Source organism: Moorena sp. SIOASIH, assembly GCF_010671925.1.
GTDB lineage: Bacteria > Cyanobacteriota > Cyanobacteriia > Cyanobacteriales > Coleofasciculaceae > Moorena.
On the sequence record NZ_JAAHIH010000002.1, the window covers coordinates 1,015,927 to 1,040,200 of the forward strand.

Consider the following 24,274-nt stretch of genomic DNA (forward strand, 5'->3'; position numbering starts at 1 on the left):
GGATATCCGTATTGTAGAAAACCATCGAAGCCCTCTGGCTCATGGTTTCTTTACACAGTACGATGGCTTTCTGGGGCTTATTCAAGTTACAATGCAAGCTGGCATAATGTTTTTGCTAGCTCACTAGAATTGATTTAGAAGACCACCCCATGATTCACGAAGTTTTCATGCCCGCCCTCAGTTCAACCATGACCGAAGGCAAAATCGTTTCCTGGGAAAAATCTCCCGGAGACAAAGTCGAAAAAGGTGAAACCGTGGTGGTGGTTGAGTCGGATAAGGCTGATATGGACGTTGAGTCCTTCTATGAAGGATATCTTGCCACAATCACGGTATCAGCTGGTGACTCTGCTCCGGTGGGAGCCCCGATTGCTCTGATTGCGGAAACGGAAGCGGAAATTGAAGCAGCTAAACAACAAGCTGCCCAATCTACACCAGCTACTGACACAGCAACAGCTCAGCAAGCAACGGCATCAACCCCAGAACCGGTACAGACCGCTCCCGCTGCAATTGCTGATACTCCCAGCCGCCGTAATGGACGAATTATTGCTTCTCCCCGAGCTCGTAAACTAGCGAAGGAATTACGGGTTGATCTGAATACCTTGAGAGGAAGTGGTCCCCATGGCAGGATTGTGGCTGAGGATGTGGAAGCAGCAGCAGGTAAAGTGAGTACTCCTCCGGCACCAGTAACCACCACCCCAGCAGCACCCCAGACACCGGCTGTAATGCCCACTCCCACCCCAGCAACTATGCCAGCTCCTCTGCCAGCTCCTCCTGCGGCTGTACCCCTGGGAGAAGTGGTGCCGTTCAATACCCTGCAAAATGCAGTGGTGCGGAATATGATGGTCAGCCTGCAAGTGCCTACCTTCAGGGTTGGTTACACCATCACTACGGATGAGTTGGATAAGTTATACAAAAAAATTAAGCCTAAGGGTGTTACCATGACCGGGCTGCTGGCTAAGGCAGTAGCGGTTACCTTGCAGAAGCATCCCTTGGTCAATGCTAGTTATACCGAACGGGGAATTCAGTATCACAGTTCGATTAATGTAGCTGTGGCTGTGGCAATGGCTGATGGTGGATTGATTACCCCAGTATTGCGCCATGCGGAGCAGCTGGATATTTATTCTCTGTCTCGCACTTGGAAAGATTTAGTAGACCGTGCCAGAACTAAGCAGTTGCAGCCAGAGGAATATAATTCGGGTACTTTTACCCTATCCAATTTAGGAATGTTTGGTGTAGACCGGTTTGATGCGATTTTGCCCCCAGGACAGGGTTCTATTTTGGCCATTGGTGCATCCCGTCCTACTGTAGTAGCTACCCCTGACGGCATGATGGGAGTAAAGCGTCAGATGCAAGTGAATATTACCTGTGACCACCGGATTATATATGGTACTGATGCTGCAGCGTTCTTGCAAGACTTGGCGAAGTTGATTGAAACTGATCCGCAATCGTTGACTCTTTAAGCTTATTCCTTTGGGTTAAAGCTAGTTTTTCACGCTTGATCACTGAGAGGGGCGCACGGTTGGTTGTGCGCCCCTCTCAATAAAATTGTTCACTGTTTCCTTTAACAGGAACGTCTAGGACAACTATTCCCTGGCAAATTCCGGTAGGTACTTGCAAAAGCTGTAAATGTATCCATCTTTTCGATGTATTGCCGATATATCTTGAGGTTTACAACTTTTGTAGCCTTTCATTCCTAACGGGGTAAATCCAAAGCTTCCTTTACTTCTAGGAGTTACTTTGCCTATTCCTAGCTTTTGATGCTTGGCTATATCTCCAGTAACCCAGCCTTTAATCGGTTTTAATGGGTTGTGCCTGATCGGGTAACCGTACTTGTTAAGTGCTGCTTTTTGTCTGCCTCCGGGTCCCTTGCAAGTGACTAACAGTGGCTGAGAGGTTCTCAAGACCAAGGTCTCAATATCCCCGACACAGGCGGCATCAATCCAATGCTCTTTGGGAAAACCCAACTTAGTCCGGTTGTATTTGGTTTGTGCTCCTGTTCCAGTAATTACGGACTTAATATTGTAGAGCACTTTTAATAATTTGTTCCGAGTTGCATTTACTGCCGCCGCATCCTTCAGTGGTTGTTTGGCTTTGGTTTTGATTTTTTGCAGTAGGCTTGGCTTCTTTTTTAGGAATTTTTCTATAGGCTTATTCCCTTTGCGCTGATTACATTTTTCGCAAGCCAAACAAAGATTACTTACACGTTCGCGTAGCGTCGGCTTTGCCGAATCACTTCCACCAAATGACTTTGGGTGAATGTGTTCGATTTGCAATGGTACGGATTGTTTACCGCAGTAAGTGCATTCCCTTCCCCATTTCTCTAGTAAGTACTCTCTAACCTCATATCCAGCTAGCTCGCCTTGCTGGTACTCAACACCATTGATTTCAGGGTTCTGCATTTTTTGGGTATCAAACTTAACTCTTTCGACCCAAACCTCATTGACCGGGCAAAATTTAATTAATCGTTTCACCCAAGTTTCAATAGTCAAAACCCTGTGCTCTAAGCTAGGGGCAAGCCAGCCTTCTTTTCGTCTACGGTTAAGGAATCTGGGTTTTCTGTAGCGGGTGTTGCGGTTACGCCTTCGGTGTCTTACAGCCCTTCTAGACTCTAGTTTTTTCTTGATTAATCCTCCTCTGTGCTCTAATTCCATTCCCCAAATGACCTGATTGTTTTGGACTAAGGCGAATCCAGTCACCTTACTACCAGGGTCGATTTTTAGTTGACAGCTAGTAACAACAGGATTCTCGATCGCAGTTTTTAAAATAATGGCAAAAGGGTACATCCGAAAAACAGCTGCTTTCCCTTTATCTAGTAGTCTGCGAGCTTTCTTTGGGGAGATCGGGTTTAATGGTTGTTTGTTTGTGTCTATGACAAATACGTAATTTTGCATCGTTAAATGCCTCAAAATTGGTAATGTTTTCCGGACTTCGTCCCGCTACGCGAACGACAATGTTGCCATGGCTTGTTAGGCTAACCACACGTTTGCCTTTGTCTTAATGGCTAGCGATAGAGCTAGGGGCTGGAGTTCACCCCTAGGTATCGTGACCATAGCAACGTAGGAAATTAATCCTCAGTCTGCATCCTAGTTGGTAATTCCGGAATTCACCGGGAATCACCAAGGCTTAGACTAGGAGTTAGATTTTCGCAGTTTACCTCCAGCAGTAAACAAACCACCCAAAGCGATTAGACCAAGCACAGTAGATGATTCAGGCACAGGTTGTGGGTCCGATGAAGACGGTCCTGGAGGAGCGCCAAGGAAGGCCACTTGGTAGGTGGCGTTGTGAGATATACCATCTTCTCGGCTGACCAACCCAGATGCTGTGGGAGTGAAACCGTAAAGGTATTCAGTTTTCCCATTGTATTCAACCTTGACAATTTCACTAGCCCTTATACTAGGTGGTAGTGGTAGTTGAAAACCAGGCGATAATAGAGCAATCATCTGTTCCAACTTATCAAACGTATCTTCGAACGCATCTCGAGCATCAAGGTGACCTGCTAGCCCAATGCTAATGTGGCCTGTTGCGTTTTGGTTGACGTAGGAAATATTGGGATCGCTAAATCGTTGCAATCCTCCATTATCGCTAAATAGTGTATAGAATTGATTAACTATGAAATTGCTGCTAGCATAAGATCCGAGACCGTGTGCAGTTAAGGCATCACTGACCCACTCCTGACCTAAGGTGATGCCGTCACTATCAAGATCACTCTTCCAGTCAGCTAATGTCAGACTGCTCAAGGTGATGTCCTTACCACCAATTTGACCTGTTAGGCTAGTGACATCGGTATAGTTATCAAATTGGCTGTTGGTCAGGGTTTCACTGCTGGCAAATAGCTCTACGTTTCCACCAGGGTCACTAGCGTCACCTTGCAAGATAGTTGACAAAATAGCATTTTGATCTATATAGGTCTCCGTACCGTCAGATGCAATCTTGTAGTAGTCATCACCGATTAGGGTCGCTCCGGTGAGGCTTCCAGCAACAGCTGGGGTAGTGGCGATCCCACTGATACCGGCAAGAATTGAGGCACCGAGCCACATTTTCATTACTGTGCTTTTCATTGACATGTCTCCCTTTGAGTTTGTTGAGGTTGCTGGCAGCACTTGGTGTCTTTTTTTTAGTATCAGAGTTGGATGTTAGCGATCGCGTTTTTGATGGGGTTTAAGTTATGTTAATCTTTGACCAAAAATTTTGGGTTTCAAGCCCCGTCCTTCGTTCGACGGCAATAAGCACGAATTTGATATAATGAACATGTAGCCTAGTACAGGCAGGATTCGTCGGTACTGCCAATTTAAAAACAACGACGTAAAGCGATACTAGTACACGAGGAGCGAAAAACCTCGCTAAAACGCATGGATCTTAACGGATACCGAAACCAGTAAAATAGCAACTTAAAACATAAACGTACCGTGGGGCACACGGGAACGGGGGAGACCCAACGCTTAGGGAGATAAGCCCACTGGGGTTAGTTAAGTTAGGCTCGATATGCGCGTTTTCAAACGGGTATTTGGCTTAAGTATTGCCTTTCAGGATAACTAATTTTAAGGCGTGTCGTAGAACTAAGAATCCCCGCTCTTATAGGGCGGGGAGTGTCAAATAATCCTGAGTGCGTCAGTTCCTGACTTCTGAATAGGGCAATAAATTTTCATTCGTTGTAGCGATTACCGATTACCCATTACCGATTACCCATTACCCAAGACCTGATCAGATTATTCACCTGTTCTGGTATCTCATCATGGGGACAGTGTCCTGCCTGTAGATAATATTCGGTTAACTGAGGATAATATTCCCTAAACTTTGCTCCCCGTTCTCTGCTCTTGATCCAAGGATCCCCTTCTCCCCATAGCATCAATAATGGACAAGTCATCTGTTCCAACAACACATCGACTTTTTCCCCTTGGGGTGACTTGAAAACGGAGGCAAATACCTGAGCCGCACCAGGATCACAAGACGGGCGATAAATCTCGTCTACTAACTGTTCCGTTACCGCACTCTGGTCAACATAAACCTTTTGGAGGGTTTTGCGAATGATTGACGGTCGCCGTAGGTACTGGAATAAGAGGAAACTTGCCCAAGGTTGTAGAAAAATTGATTTGGTTACCTGATTGAGAACTTTTTTAACAGGATTGACCTTAGTGACAGATTGAGTATCACTAAACGGTCCAGCACTATTGAGCAATACTAAACCTACGGCGGAGCTAGGACGCTGTGCAGCGACACACAAAGCTGCATAACCCCCCAAGGAGTTTCCAGCTAAGACTACTGGTTGACCAATCACCTCTGTAATAAAATCATGCAACTGGTCTCGCCACAAATTGCCACTGTACTCCCCATTTGGTTTAGCGGAACGTCCAAACCCCAACAAGTCAATCGCCCAAACTTCAAAATCCTGACTCAATTGAGCAATGTTTTTGCGCCAGTGGTCTGTAGATGCCCCAAATCCGTGAATTAACAGTAAGGGTGGGTATCCTGATGGCTTCTGTCCAGCCTGTACATAATATATAGATTCCCCCCGCCACTGCCAGTAAGTTCCAGGGATGGGAGTATGAGAAGGGGTAGCACTTACCTGGGTAGTCACGGTAAACTATTAAGTAATGTTAACTTTTTGATCATAGCGCTCCCTGCCAGATGTCTGATGTTAGACTAATGGCAGTATATAATGGAGAGTTTGTGTAAACATATAAAACAGAGAGGGACAAGCTTTGTCAGTCGAAACCATTGAGAAGCGTTCAACAGTTCGTAAACACGCGCCTCGCTATCGCGTATTGCTCCATAATGATGACTTCAACTCTATGGAGTATGTGGTGAAAACCTTGATGGAAACTGTGGCGAGTCTGACTCAACCTCAAGCAGTCAACATTATGATGGAAGCCCATACATCAGGGCTGGCATTGGTGATTACCTGTGCTCAAGAGCATGCTGAGTTTTATTGCGAAACCCTGAAGAACCGGGGTCTGACTAGTACAATTGAACCTGAAGAATAAGGGGCAATAGGAGAAATTCTTCCCTTTCCAAATGTTGAAATTATAAAACGTTTTACACCCAGGCTGGCTAGATTATCCCTATACCCAGCACCATTCAGGTTGGGGATGTTTATACTGGCTTTGCTGTCGCTTTGGTTACCCATAGCAGCACCAATATACTTAATTGGTAGAGACCCAAACTCAGTGACAATCCTGACTATGGGGCTAATGTTCGGGGTATTTCTGTACTTAGTCCGAGTTTGGGGAAGAAAGGTCTATCGCCAACCAGGACTGTTAAAAAAATATGGTTTGCAGCTAACAGCGCAAAACGCTCTTGAGTTAATCAGAGGACTAGGTCTAGGTCTGTTAATGACTCTTAGTCTGTTTGGATTACAAGGGTGGCTGGGTTGGCTAGCATTCCAAACCCCTCCACTGCCATGGTCACGGCTGATTGTAGAGGGATTAATCAGTGCTTTGGCCATAGGCTTCGCTGAAGAATTGGTGTTTCGGGGTTGGTTGCTTGATGAGTTGCAACGGGATTATAGTTTTAGGACATCACAGTGGATTGGTGCGATCGCATTTGCGCTGCTGCATTTCCTTAAACCAATTCCTGAGATGATTCGCAGCTTACCGAGATTTCCAAGTTTATTGCTGCTAGGGTTAATCCTGATTTGGGCAAAGCGATCCACTCAGGGACGGCTAGGTTTATCTATTGGTTTCCATGCTGGCTTAGTTTGGGGTTATTATATTATTGATGTTGGGCAATTAGTACTCTATTCAGGCAAGGTTGCTCCCTGGATTACTGGAATTAATCGCGATCCTACTGCTGGGATAATGGGATTGCTATTTCTAGCTTTAGTGGCTTGGTGGATGAAGCGCAATTATTACAGTGATTAGTGATATAGCGGTTTTCAATTTGGTGAGGTACAGAGTTTCTGGTTTTAGGGAACAGGGAACAGGGAGCAGGGAGCAGGGAATAGGGAATAGGGAATAGGGAATAGGGAATAGGGAATAGGGAATAGGGAATAGGGAATAGGGAATAGAGAAGAGGTAGCAGGGCAAAAATTATGTGTACCTCATTAGTATTAAAAGCGCTATAATTGGTGATTAGTAATTATTAATGATTGCTATTTAGAGTCTAACTTGATGATAGTTTAAAAGTCTAAATAGTAAGAGCTGCGACCCGTGGCGAATTTAATTATTAATAGTAAGAGCGCACCTAAGCGAATTCTGGGCGGTATTTGGCAACTCCTGAAATCCCTTCAACGGCGCAGTGATCAAGTACAAAAATCATAAATGCCTCGTCCGGAATAGTTTTATGGAAATTCCCACAAGCCAAAACCCCGCGTTTTTAAACCACCGGATGTAGGCTCGCTGCGACTTTAGTCGCCTAGGCACAATTTTGCAAAAAAAAGGTTGACAATACATGCGCGCTAGAGTATTATTTAGATATGGGTACAGGCTGCAAATCCGTTCGCGTAGCGTGGCCTTTGGCCTTGGCGCAACCGGGTCAGAGACCCGCCACTGCTTGACCTTAAAGAAGAAATGCCCGGAGGGTAGGGAAAATCCTCCTTAAACACCACTACATCAACTAACAATTGGTGTGTGAACCCAGCAAGATCACATTTTGAGAAAAAAAACGGTACGGCGGGGCACGCCGAAACCAGGTGAAACAGGGAAGCAACGGACTTCATAAGGCACTTCTCAAAAACTAACCGAACGCTTAAGGAGACTAGCCCGCTGGGTCTTTTGTAAACTGAACTAAAATCTTAGTCTTGACGGGATTTTGGTTTAGGTATTGCCGCAAGGATACGTTCGCGAAGCGTCGCCTACGGCGAAAGGTTTAAGGCCGGTCGTAGATCTAAGAATCCCCGTCTTTTTAAAGCGGGGAGTGTCAACTTCGCTATATTCACTACTTAACCTTATATACCAATCCGTGTAGGAATTGTGAGAATTTTTGTTCCCTTTTCCCTACTCCCTGTTCCCTGTTCCCTGTTCCCTGTTCCCTGTTCCCTTTGGTATAGCAAAAATCCCTTGCCTTGTGTACCTCCCCTATGATGGAAGCAAAAGAATTCCGAGCATAGGAGATAGCGGGTGAGTTTGGCAAGAATTTGGGCGATCGCAGCTAATGGTTTTCGGGAAGTGATACGCGATCGCGTTTTATATCTGATCGGCTTTTTTGCCCTAGCTCTAGGCATAGCCCTGAGGCTGTTACCGGAGGTAGCAGCAACCACAGAAGAGAAAATTTTTCTGGATTTGGGTCTAGCGGCGATGGGTATCCTGGGTGTAATCGTGTCAGTATTTGTTGGTACGGGGTTGATTAACAAGGAAATCGAAAAGCGTACTGTCTTAGTCTTAATTCCCAAGCCTCTAAACCGCGCTGAATTTATCATTGGCAAACACTTAGGGTTATCGGGTGTATTGGCTGTGCTGGTTGTGGCTATGACCGCCATTTATCTGCTGGGGTTACGTGCCTCTAGTATTGAATACCCTGTGGTTAGCATCCTGGTTTCCGTGCTTTACCAATTTCTAGAACTGTCTCTAATCACAGCAGTAGCGCTAATGTTTGGTGTCTTTACTAGTTCACTGCTAGCAACCTTACTGACCTTTGGGGTTTATATGATGGGACACTTGAGCCGTGATTTAGTGGAGTTAAGCAAGTTGAGCGAGAATCCTGGCATTGAGCGGATGACTGAAACCCTATACTTGGTTATCCCGGATTTATCACGGCTCAATTTAAAGAATGATGCCGTGTATGGTGTCTTACCCCCGTTTCCAGAACTGTTTTTAAATGGAATTTATGGATTACTGTACATCGTGCTACTGTTAGCGATCGCTATCCTAATCTTCTGGCAACGGGAATTCTGAGTTATGCCAAGACCTATCAGCTATCAGCCCTCAGCATAATTTTTTTCCCTGTTCCCTGTTCCCTGTTCCCTGTTCCCTGTTCCCTGTTCCCAACAACTATCGCGAAGTCTAATGATGAGAAATGGGGCATCATAGTAGATTGGGAGAATGCTACAAATAGGGAAAATTATTTATCAAAACCATGCTAGAGCAGAAACTCAAGCAATTAAAAACTATATTTGCTGGGATGGAACGGGCTTTGATTGCCTATTCTGGGGGAGTTGATAGCACGCTAGTTGCTAAAATTGCTTACGATGTTTTAAGCGATCGCGTAATAGCCGTCACTGCTGAATCCCCCTCACTATTACCAGAAGAATTAGAAGACGCTCGCATCCAAGCCGCTACCATTGGCATTACCCATGAGGTTATCCAAACCCATGAGATGGATAATCCCAATTATACTTCTAACCCGGTCAATCGCTGTTATTTTTGCAAAAGTGAACTCCACGACACTCTCAAACCTCTAGCCCTGGAACGAGGCTATCCTTATGTAGTAGATGGGGTGAATGGGGATGATTTAAGGGACTATCGTCCAGGGATTCAGGCGGCCAAGGAACGAGGTGCGCGATCGCCTTTAGCTGAAGTGGGGGTAACTAAGGCGGAAGTGCGCCAACTGTCGAAACAATTAGGACTGCCCTGGTGGGATAAACCTGCCCAACCTTGTCTGAGTTCTCGCTTTCCCTATGGGGAAATGATTACAGTAGCTAAGTTACAACGGGTAGGACGAGCAGAGATCTATTTACGGAAGTTAGGTTTCTCCAATTTGAGGGTTCGTTCAGAAGGAGATACCGCACGGATTGAGTTACTACCGGAAGAGATTAAGGAATTTGTGGTAACAACAGATTTACCGAAGTTAGTGGCAGAGTTTCAGGAGTTGGGTTTTGTCTATGTGACCCTGGATTTAGAAGGATATCGCAGTGGCAAATTAAATCAAGTTTTGAGTCAGGATGTGATTAGGATGAAAGCTTAATAAGTTTGGCTTTTTGTAAGCTATCAGCGTGTCGCGTATCAGCTATCAGCTATCAGCCATTCGGGTAGCGTGGCCTTAGGCCAAGGCTGATGGCTGACGGCTGAATGGTTACATTGCTCCAGAAGTTGGTCAAAATTACGACAATATACCAATTGTTGGTAGTCATGCCATGCTTGTTTGTTACTGTAGGGAATTCCGGTCAATGTTGCTTGTTGAATCTTCTCCATTAAGGGACGACGAAGAGATTCGTAGTTAAGGCAAGCATTGGCGATTGCTTGGATATTATCAAGATTATTTTTCTGTACAATATTAGCGATCATGGTAGCTACAACCAGAGCATCTTCCAATCCTTGATTAGCCCCTTGAGCCATGAAAGGAGGCATCCCATGGGCGGCATCACCCACTAAGACAACTCTACCTGAACTCCAGGGAGATAGAGTTTCTGCACGGTGAATGTAATAGGGACGGGATTTGATTTTGACAGGAGGAGATAAAGCCACTAATTGTGTGAGAGCTTTGGGAAAATTAGCGTTTTCCAACTCTCGCAATGCTAAAGCAATCAAGGCACTTCCAGATTTTTCTGTCAACTCTTCCTGGTTTAAAGGAAGATGGATCAAATACCCAAACTGAGCATTGGGACGGCGAAATAGGAGCATCCGTGGGGATTCCATAGAAGCCGAATCCTCTGAGATTTGATCATTAGTGATGGTGAGAATCCGTTCCTGCTGAAAAAATTTGTTTTCAAGCTCTGTGCTTAGCTCTGGAGGAATATCCGTGATTTTCATACAGAATAGGGCGGCAAAACCGGAATAGTCAGGTCGTGCTAAACCACTGTAGGGACTATCCTTATAAACAATCTGACGAATAGTAGAGTTGATACCATCTGCAGCAACAACTAGCCTAGCTCGGATTGATTTTTTTTTAAATTGTTGGCCACTATGCTCTGAATTGAAGGAGACTGTATCCTGATCGTTTTGTCTGTTTGACCAATGAGCATAGGGATTTGCTTCTATGGCTGCATCAGAAACAAAATCTAGCCGAACATATGCGGTGTTTCCTTCATCCACTACATTAATACAACGATGATTCGCTTTAACCTGTTCAACGGGAAGTTGCTGTCTGAGAGTGGTCTGTAAATCGTACCAAGAAATTGAGACTCGACCCTCTTCATAATCCTTGAACCAATCCTCATAGCTAAGAGGAATTGAGTGAATTTGCTCTCCCTTAAAATTTTTGATAACCCATTGAGGAGAAGTCTTGGGTAGTTTTTGTTTGCTGATGGTTGTTTCGGTATTTTGATTGGCTTGGGCTTTCTCCAAAAACTCCAGATCCGTGTTTTTAACGGCTTCGTAAGCAGAAGGGGCTATGTGGTTAAGCGCTTTTAATCCATTGGGCAGAAGATCGATAACCTGACCAACTCGACGAAAGGCACGAGTTTGATCAAGGACTATAAAATTAGATATACCTCGCTGCTGTAAGCCAATGGCAGTGGCTAATCCCACTGGACCAGCACCAACCACAACAATATCATAAGTGTCGATCATAATTATATTTTTGCGATCGCGTAGCGTAGCCCTTCGGGCTAATCGTTTTTGCGATCAGCTTCGCTGCTGCTGTTCGGGCAATCCTATTACCTTAACAACTATAGCAATTGGGTACTTAATTAAGTACAAAATTAGCTTTTTTAGGGAACAGGGAACAGGGAACAGGGAGCAGCGATGCAGCGCGGTCTTGGGGAGGCAGCGCGGTCTTGGGGAGGCAGCGCCGCCAAAGGGGGTTCCCCCCATGAGCGACTGCCGTGGTTTACCCCATGACCGCGCTGCATCAAGACGGGAGCAGGGAGCAGGGAAGAGGGAAGAGGTAAAAAATAATGTGTACCTCATGAGTCCTATAAACGCTATATCCGGGATGCAGTCGCTCATGGGGTTTCCCCCATGAGCGACTGCATCGCTGAATGCTAGTTAAGCCAATTTTCTAAATCAGTTATGTTATTGAAATCTAAGGAGTCTTCTCCCAAATTTTCTAACTCTTCAATTGTTAAATTTTCTATTTTACTAATGGTTTTTGTATCAATTTCCCCGAAACGCTTTTTCAGTTGACGAATGATTAAGGCGATCGCTTCTTTTTTTCTTCCTATTTCTTTGCCTATTTCTTCAGCATAAGTTAGTTTTCCTCTTTCATCTTGTAATGCCATAGCACGGCGATCGGCAATTTCTAATTCTTCTGGTGTCATACCAGCTTGATTAGCAAGATTTAACGCTGATTCTATCTCTGATACTTCTCCTAAAGAAGGAGGAATATTATCGAGGCTAGAAGCTTCTTTGATGAAATAAATCCATTTATCGGCTAAAGTTTCTAATTCTGAGAGTCTTTTATGGAATTTCGGTAATTCTATAAATATTAACTGCAATTCCTCTTCCAGACATTCAAACTTTTCTGTTTTTTCTTGAAACACAAATTGATTAATAATTTGCTGAGTTTCGTAAAACAAAATAAAATCCGTAATTGTGACAGCTATAACAGGTTTAAGACGAATATAGTCCTCTGCTGTTTTTAACTGATTAACATATCCTTTCACCATATTATAAAGTACCCGTTTGCTAAAACCAGTCATGGATGAGACTTGCATTTCAATTAGGACAATTTCTCCATCCGCTAACACTGCTTTTACATCCAAATAAGTGTCTTTTAACGTCAACACTTGACCGGGATTATAGGGATTAATAATGGTTAAAGATTGAATGATTGGTTCGCCATTGTAAATAATGGCATTGAGGAAACTAATTAATATGTTTTTACTTTCTTTGGAACCAAATATTTTTTTGAAGACATAATCTATTTTTGGGCTGATAAATCTCATAGTTTTGGCGTTCCTGAATTAAGGAATAAATGCGCGATAATCTAGTTTTATTAAAGCCCCCGTTGCTCCTCGAATTCTGAGGGACTTTGAAAGTTTTGTTACCCCCAGAATTGGGAAAACCATAGCCAGAATCAGCAATGCCCTTAGGATTAGGCACTAGCCGGAAAACTACCACCAGCGATGCAGCGCGGTCTTGGGGAGGCAGTGCGGTCTTGGGGAGGCAGCGCGGTCTTGGGGAGGCAGCGCGGTCTTGGGGGTCTCCCCCATGAGCGACTGCCGTGGTTTCCCCCATGAGCGACTGCCGTTCCCCCAGCAACTGCCGTGGTTTCCCCCACTCGCTATTGCATCAAGAAATGAAATGAACATCACTGAAGGTTTCGATCCATAGACGAGCACCACAACGCAGTGGATGATCGGGCTGATAGACAATCCGACATGGACCAAGGATTTCGATCTGGTTGCCGTATAGATTGTTGCCGCTTCGTTTTACCGAAATCACTGGCTGACGGTCTTCGGCAGGTTTACCATTGTTAGTGCCAATCCGATTGCGGTTGACATTAATCGTGGCTAGAGCGGGAGGACGACTGGTGCGCCATTTGCCCTTTGGTCCACGGGTACCTTTGGTGATTTGTGGTAGGTCCTTGAAAAGAGGAATAATCCAGAATTTGCCGCTTTTATAGGCACCCCTGACCCGACCCTTCTCCAGGAGTTGGCGCAATCGTCGAGAAGAAATACCTAATAGAGATGCGGCTTCGGTAGTACCAACGCAGTGGTTCATGTTCGGATTCCCTAACTATTCCTATAAAACTAGTATAGCAAAAATTTATTTTTGGATGCCTTAATGTGAAGTTATGTAAAGTTTTGCCAAACTGACCGGACAACTAGGGTGAAATAATTTTTCATGATTGATATCTAATCAAACCGGATTTAGTATTACAGCCACCTAGCTCTGCCCTGTAAACCGCTATATGACTACCAACCAATTGTTAGAATCAAACCTTGAATCTCTAATCAATACAGCTGCTCAAAATCATCAATTAGGTAAATTAGATGAGGCTGAATCTATCTACAGACAGGTACTACAGATTCAGGGGGATAATCAGGGTGAGGAAAAGCTTTTATCGAAGCCCTATAACCTGATAGCAATTGCTAATCTGGGAAGTATACTTGAGGCAAAAAACAAGTTAGAGGAAGCGGTAGGGTTGTACCAACAAGCCTTAACCCTAAAACCTGACTTGGTTGAAGTTCATAACAATTTGGGAAATGTCCTATGGGCAAAAGGAGAGTTAGAGAAAGCGGTACAGTCTTACCAAGAAGCGATTAGGCTTAAACCTGACTATGCTCTGGCTCATAACAATTTAGGAAATTTGTTTCATCATCAGGGTAAGTTAGCGGAAGCGGTACAGTGCTACCAAGAAGCGATTAGGGTTAAACCTGACTATGCTCTGGCTTATAGTAATTTGGGAAATGTACTCCAGGTACAGGGCAAGTTAGATGCTGCACGAGAGTCCTACCAGGAAGCAATTAGGATTAAACCTGATTGTTTTCAGGCTCATAACAATTTGGGAGCTCTATTCCAAAAACAGGAAAAGTTGGATGCTGCAAGAGAGTCTTACCAAGAAGCAATCAGGCTTAAACCTGACTATGCTGACGCTCATAACAATTTGGGAACAATAGTCCAAAAACAGGGCAAGTTAGAGGAAGCGGTACAGTCCTATCAGGAAGCGATTAGGCTGAAACCTGACTTTGCTGAGGCTTATAACAATTTAGGAAATACACTCCACGAACAGTGCAAGCTAGAGGAAGCGCTACAGTCTTACCAGCAAGCATTAAGTATTAACCCTAACTTGGCTGAAGCTAAACTGGCCATGTGTGTGTGTCAGATTCCGATCATTTATTCAAGTCTTGATGAAATCAAGGTAAGGCGAAAGAATTACCAAGCTAGTCTCCAAAAATTAGCGGATAGCTATACAGAGAGCGATACAGGGCTAAGTCCAAGGGAACTGGTAAGTGCTGCTAAGGCGGTGGGAGCGTTTCAGCCTTTTTATCTGGCCTATCAAGGGTTAAATAACCGAGAGTTACAGAAAATTTATGGAGCAATGATTTGCCAGATCATGTCGAAGTGCTATCCCCAGTGGAGCCAGGAAATTCCTCTACCAAATTTAGCGCCTAATCAAAAAGTCCGAATCGGGGTTATTTCGGAATTCTTTTGGGATCATTCTAATTGGAAAATACCGATTAAGGGCTGGGTAGAAAATCTGGATAGGCATAATTTTGAACTATTTGGTTATCACACAGGGTTAAAACAGGATAAGGAAACAGCAAGAGCGGCGAAATCATTTGTTAAATTTGTTCAAGGTTCTTTGACTATCGAACAATGGTGTGAGGTAATTACGGAAGATAAATTACACATCCTTATTTTTCCGGAATTCGGGATGTCCCCAACCACAGTTAAGTTGGGTTGTTTAAGACTTGCTCCGATTCAAATGACATCTTGGGGACATCCGGATACTAGTGGGATGCCGACGATTGACTATTACTTGAGTAGTGATTTAATGGAAGCAGAAAATGCTCAAGAGCATTACACTGAGACGTTAGTCAGATTACCGAATCTCTCTATCCATTACAAGCCTTTGGAGATTACACCGGAAGCGATCGCTAAAAAGGACATAGGCTTAGATGATGATGAGATTATGTTCTGGTGCTGCCAATCTTTATATAAGTACTTACCTGACTATGATGATGTTTTTCCTAGAATTGCTAAGCAGTTAGAACGGTGTAAGTTTGGATTTATTAAATATGTCAAAAGTGACCATGTTACTGAGATATTTACCCAGCGTTTAAGGGATGCTTTTCATGAATTTGGACTTGATTATAAAGACTACTGCATATTTTTACCGTTCATGAATAACAGGAGGTTTGCTGGAACCTCAGCCATAGCGGATGTATTCTTGGATAGCATTGGTTGGTCTGGATGTAACTCTAGTTTGGAATCTATTGCCCATAATATTCCGATTGTGACATTGCCAGGAGATTTGATGCGTGGTCGGCATACGATGGCAATTCTAAAAATGATGGGTCTGGAAGAGACAATTGCTTCGAGTAAAGAGGATTATGTGAAAATTGCGGTACGCTTGGGTCAAGATGCTCAATATCGTCAATACATATCTGATCAAGTTGCTGAAAATAAGCATAAGTTATATGGTGACTTAAAACCGGTAAGAGCATTGGAAGATTTTCTATTGAATGTAGTCCATAAAACAAGACAATTTGCGATGGAAACTGTTTCTGAAGCACTACAAATTGCTGTTCAACATCGTCAAGCCAATCGCTTAGACAAAGCTGTACAGGTTTACTATAAGATTTTGGAAGAACAGCCTAATCATCCGGAAGCCTTATATGGATTAGGGGTGCTGGCACAGCAAACAGGTCAGTACGAGAGTGCCGAGAAGTTGTTCAGAGCTACTGTGGAAGCGGAGCCAAATTCTGTCAAGGGTTGGTTCAGTTTAGGTAATTTGTGCCAAGGTCAAGGTCAGTTGTCTGACTCGGTGGAGTGTTACCGACGAGTTTTAACAATACAGCCGAACTTAGTACCGGTTTACAACAACCTTGGGTATGCTCTGCAACAACAAGGTAATTGGGAAGATGCGATCGCATCCTATCAAAAAGCTTTGGAGATTGAGCCTACCTGCACTGAAGCTGATGTGAATTTGGGTAATGCACTCCACGCTCAAGAGAAGCTTTCCCTAGAAAAACAAGCACACTACGCACAGTTAAACCATGAGCTAGGGGTTACCCGGCAAAAAGCAGGGGATTTGACTAATGCTGTGGCTTACTATCGCCAAGCGATAGCAATGCAGTCAGATTTGGTAAGCGCTCATTACAATTTGGGAGTGGTGCTTCAAGACCAAGGTGAGTTTGAAAATGCGATCGCATCTTATCAGAAGGTTCTGGAGCTCAATCCTAGTTATGGGGAAGTCTACTTTAACTTAGGCAGGATTTACCAAACTCAGAAGCAGTTAAAGGAGGCAGCATCTGCTTATCGACAAGGGTTAATGCTAGTCAATCCCCGTTATGGGAAAGTAGTAAATCCTGACAACGGTTCTGACAACGGTTCTACAGTATCTCCTGAGACACTAACGCCACCGCAGGTAGAACAACCAGAAGTTACTATCGGGGGATATCAGTTTCCAGGGATTCCGACCGTATCGGTCAGTGAAGACAAGCGACCCTTTTGGACAGTAATTATCCCCTTATATAACCGTACTGACTATCTTCTGGAATGTCTGGCGAGTGTGTTGGCTCAATGGCAGGGAGAGGAGGAGATGGAAATTTTGGTTATGGATAATGCCAGTACACCTCCTCTATACGATTTGGTGAATTCGATTGGGGGAGGGGTAGTTCGCTACTACCGCAATCCAGAAAATATCGGTGCCCGACGCAATTTTAATCTTGGTATTGCTCTCAGTCGCGGTCAGTGGATTCATGTGCTTCCTGAGGATGAATATGTTCTTCCAGGTTTTTATTCCCGGTTGAAGAAGAGTCTAGAAACATGTAGTGATTCTGTGGGAGCAGCATTTACGGGTTATGAAAATATCAATGAGAAAGGAAAGATAGTTTTCTCCCAACAAGTGTATGGAAAAGACACGGGTATCCATCAGGATTGGCTGTGGAAAATTGGAACCTCCAATGTCTTGAATCCTTGTGCAGTTGTGATTCGTCGCTCTACTCATGAACATCTGGGGTGTTACGATCCGGGGAACACTTATACTCCTGACTGGGAACTTTATAAGCGCATTGCTAGTTTTTATGATTGGTGGTATGAAGGCGATATTTTGGCACGTTACCGTGAGCATGATAATAATATGACCACTGAACTGATATTATCTGGAGCTCAAGCAACGTCTATCCGCCAGGGGATTGAAATTTCCGAGAGCTATCTTCCTGCTGAGCATTGTGCCGCAATTACAGCCAAAGCTCGTAACCATTACTTTAATTATTGTCTAAACCATATGGTAATTCCCCTAAAGGCTGGGAATCTTGCTGGTGCGTTTCGTTTACTCCAAGAGGCACTCAAAATTGATCCGTCTCCTCAAGCTGTGGAGAAACTATTTACTTGGCTGACTCAAGCCGAAGCTGCTCCCCTACGGGATGAAATTGCTTCAAAGTTGCGCTCGATTATGTTGAATCATAGTTCAGAGAGTTTTTACTTTGCTTATCCCTAGTTAGATATAGGGTTTTTATCTGGGTTGTAAACACACTTATTGCCAGGAAAGGCAAAAGGCAAGAGGCATGCATGCTAGAGGGTAAATAAATATGGAGTTTTTTTTTAAAAAAACTTTCCTAGGTTTACATATCAAATAAAAACCCTATAGCAGTTATCACCAATTAAAAACTAAAAAATTAGGATTACAACAGTGACAAAACTTTCTGAAGCACTTCAAGTTGCTCTTCAATATCATCGAGCCAATCGCTTGGTCGAAGCTGAGCAAGTTTATCGTAAGATTCTGGCAGGAATACCTAACCAACCAGATGCCTTGTATGGGTTAGGAATGCTAGCACAACAGGTAGGTCAGTACCAAAATGCTGAGGAGTTTTTCAATACAACCCTCCTTGTGGATCCCGAGTCTTTCAAGGCTTGGTTCAGTTTAGGCAATTTGCGTCAAGCCCAAGGTCAATTGTCAGAAGCAGTGGAAGCTTATCAGCGAGCGTTAGCCCTACAGCCAAACTCGGTAGCGCTTTACAACAACTTTGGCTATGCTCTACAACAACAAGGCAAGTGGGAAAATGCGATCGCATGCTATCAAAAAGCTTTGGAGCTTCAGCCCAACTGTGCTGAAGCTGATGTCAATTTGGGTAATGCTCTCTACGCTCAGGGGCAGCTTTCCCAAGAAAAACACGCCTACTACGCTGCCTTAAATCACGATTTGGGCGTTACTCGGAAAATAGGAGGCGATTTGAAGACTGCGGTGGCCTACTACCGGAAAGCGATCGCAATACAGCCAGACTTGGTAAACAGTCATTATACCTTAGGGGTTGCTCTCCAAGAACAAGGCAAATTAGATGATGCGATCGCGTCCTATCACAAAGTCCTCAAACTCCATCCCAGTAACACTGTAGTCTACACGACTTTAGTGCGCAATAAATTAGCTAGGATTGACCGAGAGCAAAACAAATTAAACAACAAATTAAATAACCAGTTAAATGGAGCAGATTCTAAGAAACGATTAAAGATAGCATTTGTCTGTCAACCCTTTGTAATGACATCGTTTCCAAACCCGATGGATTCCATCGGTATTTTGACCTATGAATTCGTGCGTCTTTTAGTTCAAGATGGTGATGTTATTGTCTATACACCAGGAGTACGCTTTCAGACAGCAAGTCATGACGGAGTAGACTATCGATATATTCCCATAGGTCGGGATCAAACACTGCTAAACTATCTCGAAAAAATTCCAGGATTCCAGAATCAAAAACGTCCTATATTTGGCTCCCAACTCTATTACCTGGGATATATTTTACAGGTAGCCAATGACTTGAGAAAACAGCAATGTGATGTTGTTCACATTCACAACTTATCTCAGTTTATTCCAGTGATACGAGCCTTGAACCCAGGAATAAAAATTGCCCTGCACATGCATTGTGAGTGGTTGACCCAACTCGATCACCAAATTCTAGAAAAGCGGCTTAGTAAGGTAGATTTAGTTATTGGTACTAGTAAGTATATCACAGAAGGGATTCGCCAGCGTTTTCCTAAATTTGCCGAGCGCTGTCAGCCGGTTTTTAATGGGGTAAACCTTGATCGCTTCATGAATTTCTATGTCAGCGATAATCAGCAAAATGGCAGCAATAACAATCCGGCTAAACGATTACTCTACGTGGGGAGAGTATCTCCAGAAAAAGGCTCCCATGTCTTATTAGAAGCTTTTAAAAAAGTGCTCGAGCGCTGCCCTGAAACCAAACTTGATCTCGTTGGTCCTGTAGGTGCATTACCCTACGACTATCTTGTCGGATTAAGTGATGACTCCAAAGTGGCAGAGTTAACGTCATTCTACGGTGATGAAAGTTGGACAGGTTACCTGAGACGATACCTGTCCGAATTGAATGATCACTTTGGTGCTGATCTAGCCAGCCAAGTATCCTTCACTGGCTCGCTTCCTCAATCCAAGTTAGTCAATTATTATCAGCAGGCAGACATTTTTGTATTTCCTTCAGTATGTCACGAAGCATTTGGGATGCCAATTGTGGAAGCTATGGTCGCAGGTCTTCCTATTATTGCTACCCAAGCTGGTGCTTTTCCCGAGATTGTGGAAGATGGTAAGACAGGTCTGCTGGTTGAACGGAGTAATGCTGATGCTTTGGCAGACGCCATCTTGCAACTTCTTTCTGACCAAGAACTTAGAACATCCATGGGACAAGCTGGACATCAGCGAGCAGTTGAACTATTTTCTTTCGAGAAAGTTGTTGATGATTTACTCAAGCAGTACAAGACTATTCTTTGAAAGGTAAGCATATGCGCTACGCGCAGGCTACGCCAACAGCTATCAGCTATCAGCTATCAGCTATCAGCTTATGGGCATAGGGCACGCTACTTGATGTGCTTATGGACATAGGGCACGCTACACCGAACAGCTTTTGAATAAAACAGCTAAGCATTCGTTTAATCTCTGTTATGGAAAGCTGACGGCTGACGGCTGACGGCTGAATGCTTACGAAAGTAAAAGACAGAAGTGTTGAACTTCAGAACAGAGAATAGTGACAAGTGACAAGTTAAAAATGAACAATAAATTATCCTTAAAAACTCTGGTACGCCAGTTTTATCGTTTTCTAATCCATAGAACCAGAGTTGAGTATGACAGAAATAATCTAAGACGATCGGCGATTATTTTTTCACCCCATCAGGATGATGAAACCCTGGGCTGTGGTGGAACAATTATCCGTAAAAAGCAAGCCGGAGCTGATGTAAAAATTGTTTTTATGACAGATGGGTGTCAATCTCATGGTCATCTGATTCCAGAAAATCAGGTAAAATCAATACGCGCTAATGAAGCCTTGGCAGCCGCTCAAAAACTTGGTCTGCAACAGCATGATGTGAGCTTCCTGGAATTCAAAGATGGAACATTAGATAAAACCAGAAATTTGGCTATCCATAACGTCGCACAAATTATTCTTAACTATCTTCCTGAAGAAATTTTTATTCCCTACTACAACGATGGGGTATCTGACCATAATGCTACCAATGAAATTGTCGTAGCTGCACTCAAAACAATTAAATTTGATGTGACAGTTTATGAGTATCCTATATGGTTCTGGAATCACTGGCCTTGGACAAGGGTGGAAGGGAGTAAACCAAACCTAGTCTCCTTTTTTAAAAAAACTATCATGTCAGGGTTTAGCTTACTGAATGATTTTAGATTATCTGTCTATATTGGTGATGTTTTTGATATCAAACGTACTGCCCTAGACCAACATCAATCTCAAATGAAACAACTCATTACTCATCCACGCTGGCTAACCCTAAAGGATGTGTCAGAGGGTGAGTTTTTAGACTGCTTTTTTCAAAACTATGAATTATTTCGTCGATATAATTTGACTCATAATTATGAATAGTTATAATAAACGCTATAGCAAAGGGAATAGGGAGTAGGGAGTAGGGAGTAGGGAGTAGGGAACAAAAATTATAACAATTCATTTAGGATTGCTATAGACTTCAAATTTTATATAACAATGCACTTGATTTTTAGCCTGTGCTGTTTTACCCCTATTTAATAACTATATAGCCGTCTATAGCCTTCTAAGTAAAGGTTAAGACATATTTTTGTTATCTATTCCCCTTTCCCAGAGCCGCTGTTATCTGCTCCGAAGTCCCTGCTCCCTAAAACCCTGGAATTTGTACCTATCACAATTTATAAATTGTCTAAAAAATAGCGATAAATTAGCCAATTTGGCAACTTCATTCAAGATAATTATGAAATCATAAGTAATAAGAGTGTTCAAGACCTTTATCAGTCAGTCATATCAGTTCTGGATATATGGGACATCATATATCCATTTTATTTTTTTTGTTGTTCTTGACAATGTCAGCTATCATCTAAGCTGGTCTTCATTTAAATTTAATGGTTCTGAAAGCAAGGGAGCAGGTGAGATAGGATTGGGTGCATCTCCTAAAAGCTGTTTGAGCGGGTGGTGCGTTACGGGGTGGGCTATTTCAACCAGGAACGAAGAGGCGGAAAATCAGGGCAATCCCACCCCTAACGCACCCTACGCAAAATTTACAAAAGTGAGATACACCCGATAGGGTTTGACATTGCTTATTTAGCATAACACCAAAAAAAACTCGAGGATCTTTCCTACTGTTACCTGTTATATATTCCCTATTACCTACTCCCTACTCCCTACTCCCTACTCCCTAGGATGAAAGTACCTCACCCAATTTAAAACGCTATATAAATAAGTAACAACATGCAACAATTAACTCCACCAGAAAATTTAGTAAACAAATCCTTCACAGACACATTCTCAGATAACTGTTGTGCAGGTAAAACCATTGGTACTAAAACTCCCAGTGGTGCAGTTCGTAAGGGTATAGATGTCGAAAAGCTGATTGGGATTGACAATGGGGCATTACGTCTCCAGCCTCTGCTAAAACCTGCGTGGGGCAGACAGGGCATTGCTTATGGTCCGTACACCCGTACCAATGGACTGGCCTTTGCAGTGTTTCTGAGCAATGGTCATAATACATCCCAGACCGAAAGGATTGAGCCCCTTAAAGAACGACTCCATCGGTGGATGATTGGTCCTGAGACAGATAAACCGGCTAAACGACTTCTGCGTTGGACTTCCAGTCAGGGAAAAAGCAGGATGTTGCGAAAGCTCCTATGGTGGATTCGTAGCACCTCCAGAATTTCAAAATATTTCAAACCGTTTAAATTGCCAAATATTGATGAGAATCTAGCAGTGGGTTGGTTCCCCAGGGAAGTTCCTGTGGACCCGACTGCAGAGGGAAATGCCTTTATTGTTCATGCCACTGGGGCAGAAAATGGAGAGTTGTGGACTCGGTTGGGGGGGTATCTGCTCTCAGCATTTAGGGGCTTACAAAATCTCCAGGTTTATTACATCGTAGTTCTGCGGGAAAAGGGAGCTGCCTATTATGCTGCTTCTGTTCCTAATGCTCATGGTCTGGCCGCTTACCCTAACATGCGTCCCATTGCTATTGATCCTTTCAATGATGATGCCACAGTATATGCTGGTGTATACCAAAGTATTCTGGGACAGAATGGTTTTGAAGTCGATACGCGAATCTATGGCGCTAATGTAGCCCAAATTTCAGACATCGCCACCTGGTACGGTACAGCTCAGGCAGCAGATGACCTGATTGGTGATGGTTTGCTAGATGGTGCTGAAGCGGACAAGGGTGGTTTCTGGAGTGTCTCTCAAGGAAGTTATGAGTTAACAGCTGATGGTGCTAGAGCCACTCAACCGGATAGCCTCGCTATGTTGGAGTGTCCCACACCCTCTGGGCTAATCCATTTGCTGGTCGAAACGTCTACTCAGATAACTGGAGTCCGGATTGTGTGGCGTGTTCAGGATAAAAACCAATACTGGAGTTTCCTAGCAGACGGGGACAAATGTCAACTTATGATTCAAGACCATGATAGCTGGGAATGTTTAGCTGTTAGCGATCTATGGTATTTACAGCCCTTAGCAATCAACTCCTTACAGATATTGGATGATGGTAAGACCTTTAGCCTGTATCTCAATGGCAAGTTGGTCTTTAATAAGTGCTTTACAGATACCCGCCTGGAAAACGCTACCGGTGTTGGCATTGGTGGGGTTAACCCTAATAATAGTCTGTATTTTCGCGCCTTTGAGGCTCACCCACGCACTATCCCTATTCCGTCTGAACTCGACCTTGGCTCCCCTTGGGTAGTAGAGGGTACCGAAATAGCTATCACTGAAGATTTTGCTGGTGCAGCTGGGGACTTGATGGGAAAAACTACAACTAGTGGTAGCAAAGTCTGGCATCGGAATATTGGGCTAGGGGTAATTGAGCTGACTGGGAATAGTACAGCCAAAGTCCAAGCTGATGCTAAACATCCTAATCCAGGTCGCACTGCCTACACCATTGATTGGGATCACCCAGACATAGCGGATTTACAGGTAGACATTACTCCCCCTGGAACTAGACGAGGACAGGGAGAAAAAGGTCGTGGAGGGTTTATCTTTTGGCAGGATGCTGACAATTATATCACTATCAATAACTGGTTAGATGACTGTTACGGTGGTGCTTCAATGTCTTCCTTTTTCTATCTCAATGGCTTTGAAGAATTATTTGATGCTGTCTGGACAAATGTGGGTAAACGCATTTCCTGGGGTGTCTCCCATCGGCTCCGCATGATTTTTGATGGCATGAATTACATGATATTCATCAATGATGAACCACTATTGTATCGTGCCCTGACAGATGTTTATCCAGATGCGGCGCGTCTTAGAATTAACCGAGTTGGGATTGTCGCTAACTGGGAATGGGGCAATGATACAGGAAGTGTATTTCAAAATTTTGTAGCAAAGGTTTAG

At 43.7% G+C, this 24,274-nt stretch carries 19 protein-coding genes; 9 read left to right on the plus strand and 10 right to left on the minus strand.

Translation table 11 applies throughout. The features are described 5' to 3' along the window. Positions 1 to 149 precede the first annotated feature (149 nt). Positions 150 to 1,460, plus strand: coding sequence for a dihydrolipoamide acetyltransferase family protein (locus tag F6J90_RS12110; RefSeq protein ID WP_293093386.1), 1,311 nt, complete (start codon positions 150 to 152; stop codon positions 1,458 to 1,460). 123 nt (positions 1,461 to 1,583) lie between these two features. Here F6J90_RS12110 and iscB read toward each other — a convergent pair whose 3' ends face one another. The 3 genes from iscB to F6J90_RS12125 all read right to left on the minus strand — a co-directional run bounded on the left by iscB (position 1,584) and on the right by F6J90_RS12125 (position 5,575). Further along, a complete protein-coding gene (gene iscB / locus F6J90_RS12115) occupies positions 1,584 to 2,891 on the minus strand; it encodes an RNA-guided endonuclease IscB (protein ID WP_293093388.1) in 1,308 nt (435 codons plus the stop codon). Between the two features lie 237 nt (positions 2,892 to 3,128). Beyond that, a complete protein-coding gene (locus tag F6J90_RS12120) occupies positions 3,129 to 4,058 on the minus strand; it encodes an NF038130 family PEP-CTERM protein (RefSeq protein ID WP_293093390.1) in 930 nt (309 codons plus the stop codon). Positions 4,059 to 4,672: 614 nt separating this feature from the next. Then, positions 4,673 to 5,575, minus strand: a complete 903-nt coding sequence (locus F6J90_RS12125) for an alpha/beta fold hydrolase (protein ID WP_293093392.1) — start codon at positions 5,573 to 5,575, stop codon at positions 4,673 to 4,675. Positions 5,576 to 5,699: 124 nt separating this feature from the next. Here F6J90_RS12125 and clpS point away from each other — a divergent pair, with 124 nt between their 5' ends. Both clpS and F6J90_RS12135 read left to right on the plus strand, forming a co-directional pair. Further along, entirely contained in the window at positions 5,700 to 5,981 is a 282-nt protein-coding gene (gene clpS / locus F6J90_RS12130) for an ATP-dependent Clp protease adapter ClpS (RefSeq protein ID WP_293093394.1), read from the plus strand. A gap of 105 nt (positions 5,982 to 6,086) precedes the next feature. Then, positions 6,087 to 6,857, plus strand: coding sequence for a type II CAAX endopeptidase family protein (locus F6J90_RS12135; protein WP_293093396.1), 771 nt, complete (start codon positions 6,087 to 6,089; stop codon positions 6,855 to 6,857). Here the strand turns inward: F6J90_RS12135 and F6J90_RS12140 are convergent. Both F6J90_RS12140 and F6J90_RS12145 read right to left on the minus strand, forming a co-directional pair. Then, a complete protein-coding gene (locus F6J90_RS12140; RefSeq protein WP_293093398.1) occupies positions 6,816 to 7,022 on the minus strand; it encodes a hypothetical protein in 207 nt (68 codons plus the stop codon). The two genes, F6J90_RS12135 and F6J90_RS12140, sit on opposite strands and share 42 nt — an antisense overlap. 383 nt (positions 7,023 to 7,405) lie before the next feature. Next, entirely contained in the window at positions 7,406 to 7,654 is a 249-nt protein-coding gene (locus F6J90_RS12145; RefSeq protein WP_293093400.1) for a hypothetical protein, read from the minus strand. A 400-nt stretch (positions 7,655 to 8,054) separates the two neighbouring features. Here F6J90_RS12145 and F6J90_RS12150 point away from each other — a divergent pair, with 400 nt between their 5' ends. Both F6J90_RS12150 and larE read left to right on the plus strand, forming a co-directional pair. After that, positions 8,055 to 8,828, plus strand: a complete 774-nt coding sequence (locus F6J90_RS12150) for an ABC transporter permease (protein WP_293093402.1) — start codon at positions 8,055 to 8,057, stop codon at positions 8,826 to 8,828. Between the two features lie 181 nt (positions 8,829 to 9,009). Further along, positions 9,010 to 9,837 (plus strand): ATP-dependent sacrificial sulfur transferase LarE, encoded by an 828-nt coding sequence (gene larE / locus F6J90_RS12155; RefSeq protein ID WP_293093404.1) that lies wholly within the window; start codon positions 9,010 to 9,012, stop codon positions 9,835 to 9,837. Positions 9,838 to 9,875: 38 nt separating this feature from the next. Here the strand turns inward: larE and F6J90_RS12160 are convergent, their stop codons facing one another. The 5 genes from F6J90_RS12160 to F6J90_RS12180 all read right to left on the minus strand — a co-directional run bounded on the left by F6J90_RS12160 (position 9,876) and on the right by F6J90_RS12180 (position 13,475). Continuing rightward, the gene (locus F6J90_RS12160; RefSeq protein ID WP_293093406.1) at positions 9,876 to 11,381 is read right to left on the minus strand and encodes an NAD(P)/FAD-dependent oxidoreductase; all 1,506 of its coding nucleotides are present in this window, start codon (positions 11,379 to 11,381) and stop codon (positions 9,876 to 9,878) included. A 54-nt stretch (positions 11,382 to 11,435) separates the two neighbouring features. Further along, the gene (locus F6J90_RS12165) at positions 11,436 to 11,720 is read right to left on the minus strand and encodes a hypothetical protein (RefSeq protein ID WP_293093408.1); all 285 of its coding nucleotides are present in this window, start codon (positions 11,718 to 11,720) and stop codon (positions 11,436 to 11,438) included. A 74-nt stretch (positions 11,721 to 11,794) separates the two neighbouring features. Then, positions 11,795 to 12,697 (minus strand): Rpn family recombination-promoting nuclease/putative transposase, encoded by a 903-nt coding sequence (locus tag F6J90_RS12170; RefSeq protein WP_293093410.1) that lies wholly within the window; start codon positions 12,695 to 12,697, stop codon positions 11,795 to 11,797. Positions 12,698 to 12,846: 149 nt separating this feature from the next. After that, the gene (locus F6J90_RS12175) at positions 12,847 to 13,032 is read right to left on the minus strand and encodes a hypothetical protein (RefSeq protein WP_293093412.1); all 186 of its coding nucleotides are present in this window, start codon (positions 13,030 to 13,032) and stop codon (positions 12,847 to 12,849) included. Positions 13,033 to 13,043: 11 nt separating this feature from the next. After that, complete coding sequence (locus tag F6J90_RS12180; RefSeq protein ID WP_293093414.1) at positions 13,044 to 13,475, minus strand: helix-turn-helix domain-containing protein; 432 nt, start codon at positions 13,473 to 13,475, stop codon at positions 13,044 to 13,046. 190 nt (positions 13,476 to 13,665) lie between these two features. Here F6J90_RS12180 and F6J90_RS12185 point away from each other — a divergent pair, with 190 nt between their 5' ends. The 4 genes from F6J90_RS12185 to F6J90_RS12200 all read left to right on the plus strand — a co-directional run bounded on the left by F6J90_RS12185 (position 13,666) and on the right by F6J90_RS12200 (position 24,274). Then, positions 13,666 to 17,922 (plus strand): tetratricopeptide repeat protein, encoded by a 4,257-nt coding sequence (locus F6J90_RS12185; protein ID WP_293093416.1) that lies wholly within the window; start codon positions 13,666 to 13,668, stop codon positions 17,920 to 17,922. Between the two features lie 192 nt (positions 17,923 to 18,114). Then, positions 18,115 to 20,199, plus strand: coding sequence for a glycosyltransferase (locus F6J90_RS12190; RefSeq protein WP_293093418.1), 2,085 nt, complete (start codon positions 18,115 to 18,117; stop codon positions 20,197 to 20,199). A gap of 274 nt (positions 20,200 to 20,473) precedes the next feature. After that, positions 20,474 to 21,307, plus strand: coding sequence for a PIG-L family deacetylase (locus F6J90_RS12195; protein WP_293093420.1), 834 nt, complete (start codon positions 20,474 to 20,476; stop codon positions 21,305 to 21,307). A gap of 852 nt (positions 21,308 to 22,159) precedes the next feature. Next, on the plus strand, positions 22,160 to 24,274 hold the full coding sequence (locus tag F6J90_RS12200) for a nucleotide-binding protein (protein WP_293093422.1): 2,115 nt from the start codon (positions 22,160 to 22,162) through the stop codon (positions 24,272 to 24,274).

Coding starts and splice junctions, on each gene's coding strand:
- F6J90_RS12110 (WP_293093386.1), top strand. CDS start 150: ATGATTCACGAAGTTTTCATGCCCGCCCTCAGTTCAACCATGACCGAA.
- iscB (WP_293093388.1), bottom strand. CDS start 2,891: ATGCAAAATTACGTATTTGTCATAGACACAAACAAACAACCATTAAAC.
- F6J90_RS12120 (WP_293093390.1), bottom strand. CDS start 4,058: ATGAAAAGCACAGTAATGAAAATGTGGCTCGGTGCCTCAATTCTTGCC.
- F6J90_RS12135 (WP_293093396.1), top strand. CDS start 6,087: ATGTTTATACTGGCTTTGCTGTCGCTTTGGTTACCCATAGCAGCACCA.
- F6J90_RS12145 (WP_293093400.1), bottom strand. CDS start 7,654: ATGAAGTCCGTTGCTTCCCTGTTTCACCTGGTTTCGGCGTGCCCCGCC.
- larE (WP_293093404.1), top strand. CDS start 9,010: ATGCTAGAGCAGAAACTCAAGCAATTAAAAACTATATTTGCTGGGATG.
- F6J90_RS12160 (WP_293093406.1), bottom strand. CDS start 11,381: ATGATCGACACTTATGATATTGTTGTGGTTGGTGCTGGTCCAGTGGGA.
- F6J90_RS12165 (WP_293093408.1), bottom strand. CDS start 11,720: ATGAGGTACACATTATTTTTTACCTCTTCCCTCTTCCCTGCTCCCTGC.
- F6J90_RS12170 (WP_293093410.1), bottom strand. CDS start 12,697: ATGAGATTTATCAGCCCAAAAATAGATTATGTCTTCAAAAAAATATTT.
- F6J90_RS12180 (WP_293093414.1), bottom strand. CDS start 13,475: ATGAACCACTGCGTTGGTACTACCGAAGCCGCATCTCTATTAGGTATT.
- F6J90_RS12185 (WP_293093416.1), top strand. CDS start 13,666: ATGACTACCAACCAATTGTTAGAATCAAACCTTGAATCTCTAATCAAT.
- F6J90_RS12195 (WP_293093420.1), top strand. CDS start 20,474: ATGAACAATAAATTATCCTTAAAAACTCTGGTACGCCAGTTTTATCGT.
- F6J90_RS12200 (WP_293093422.1), top strand. CDS start 22,160: ATGCAACAATTAACTCCACCAGAAAATTTAGTAAACAAATCCTTCACA.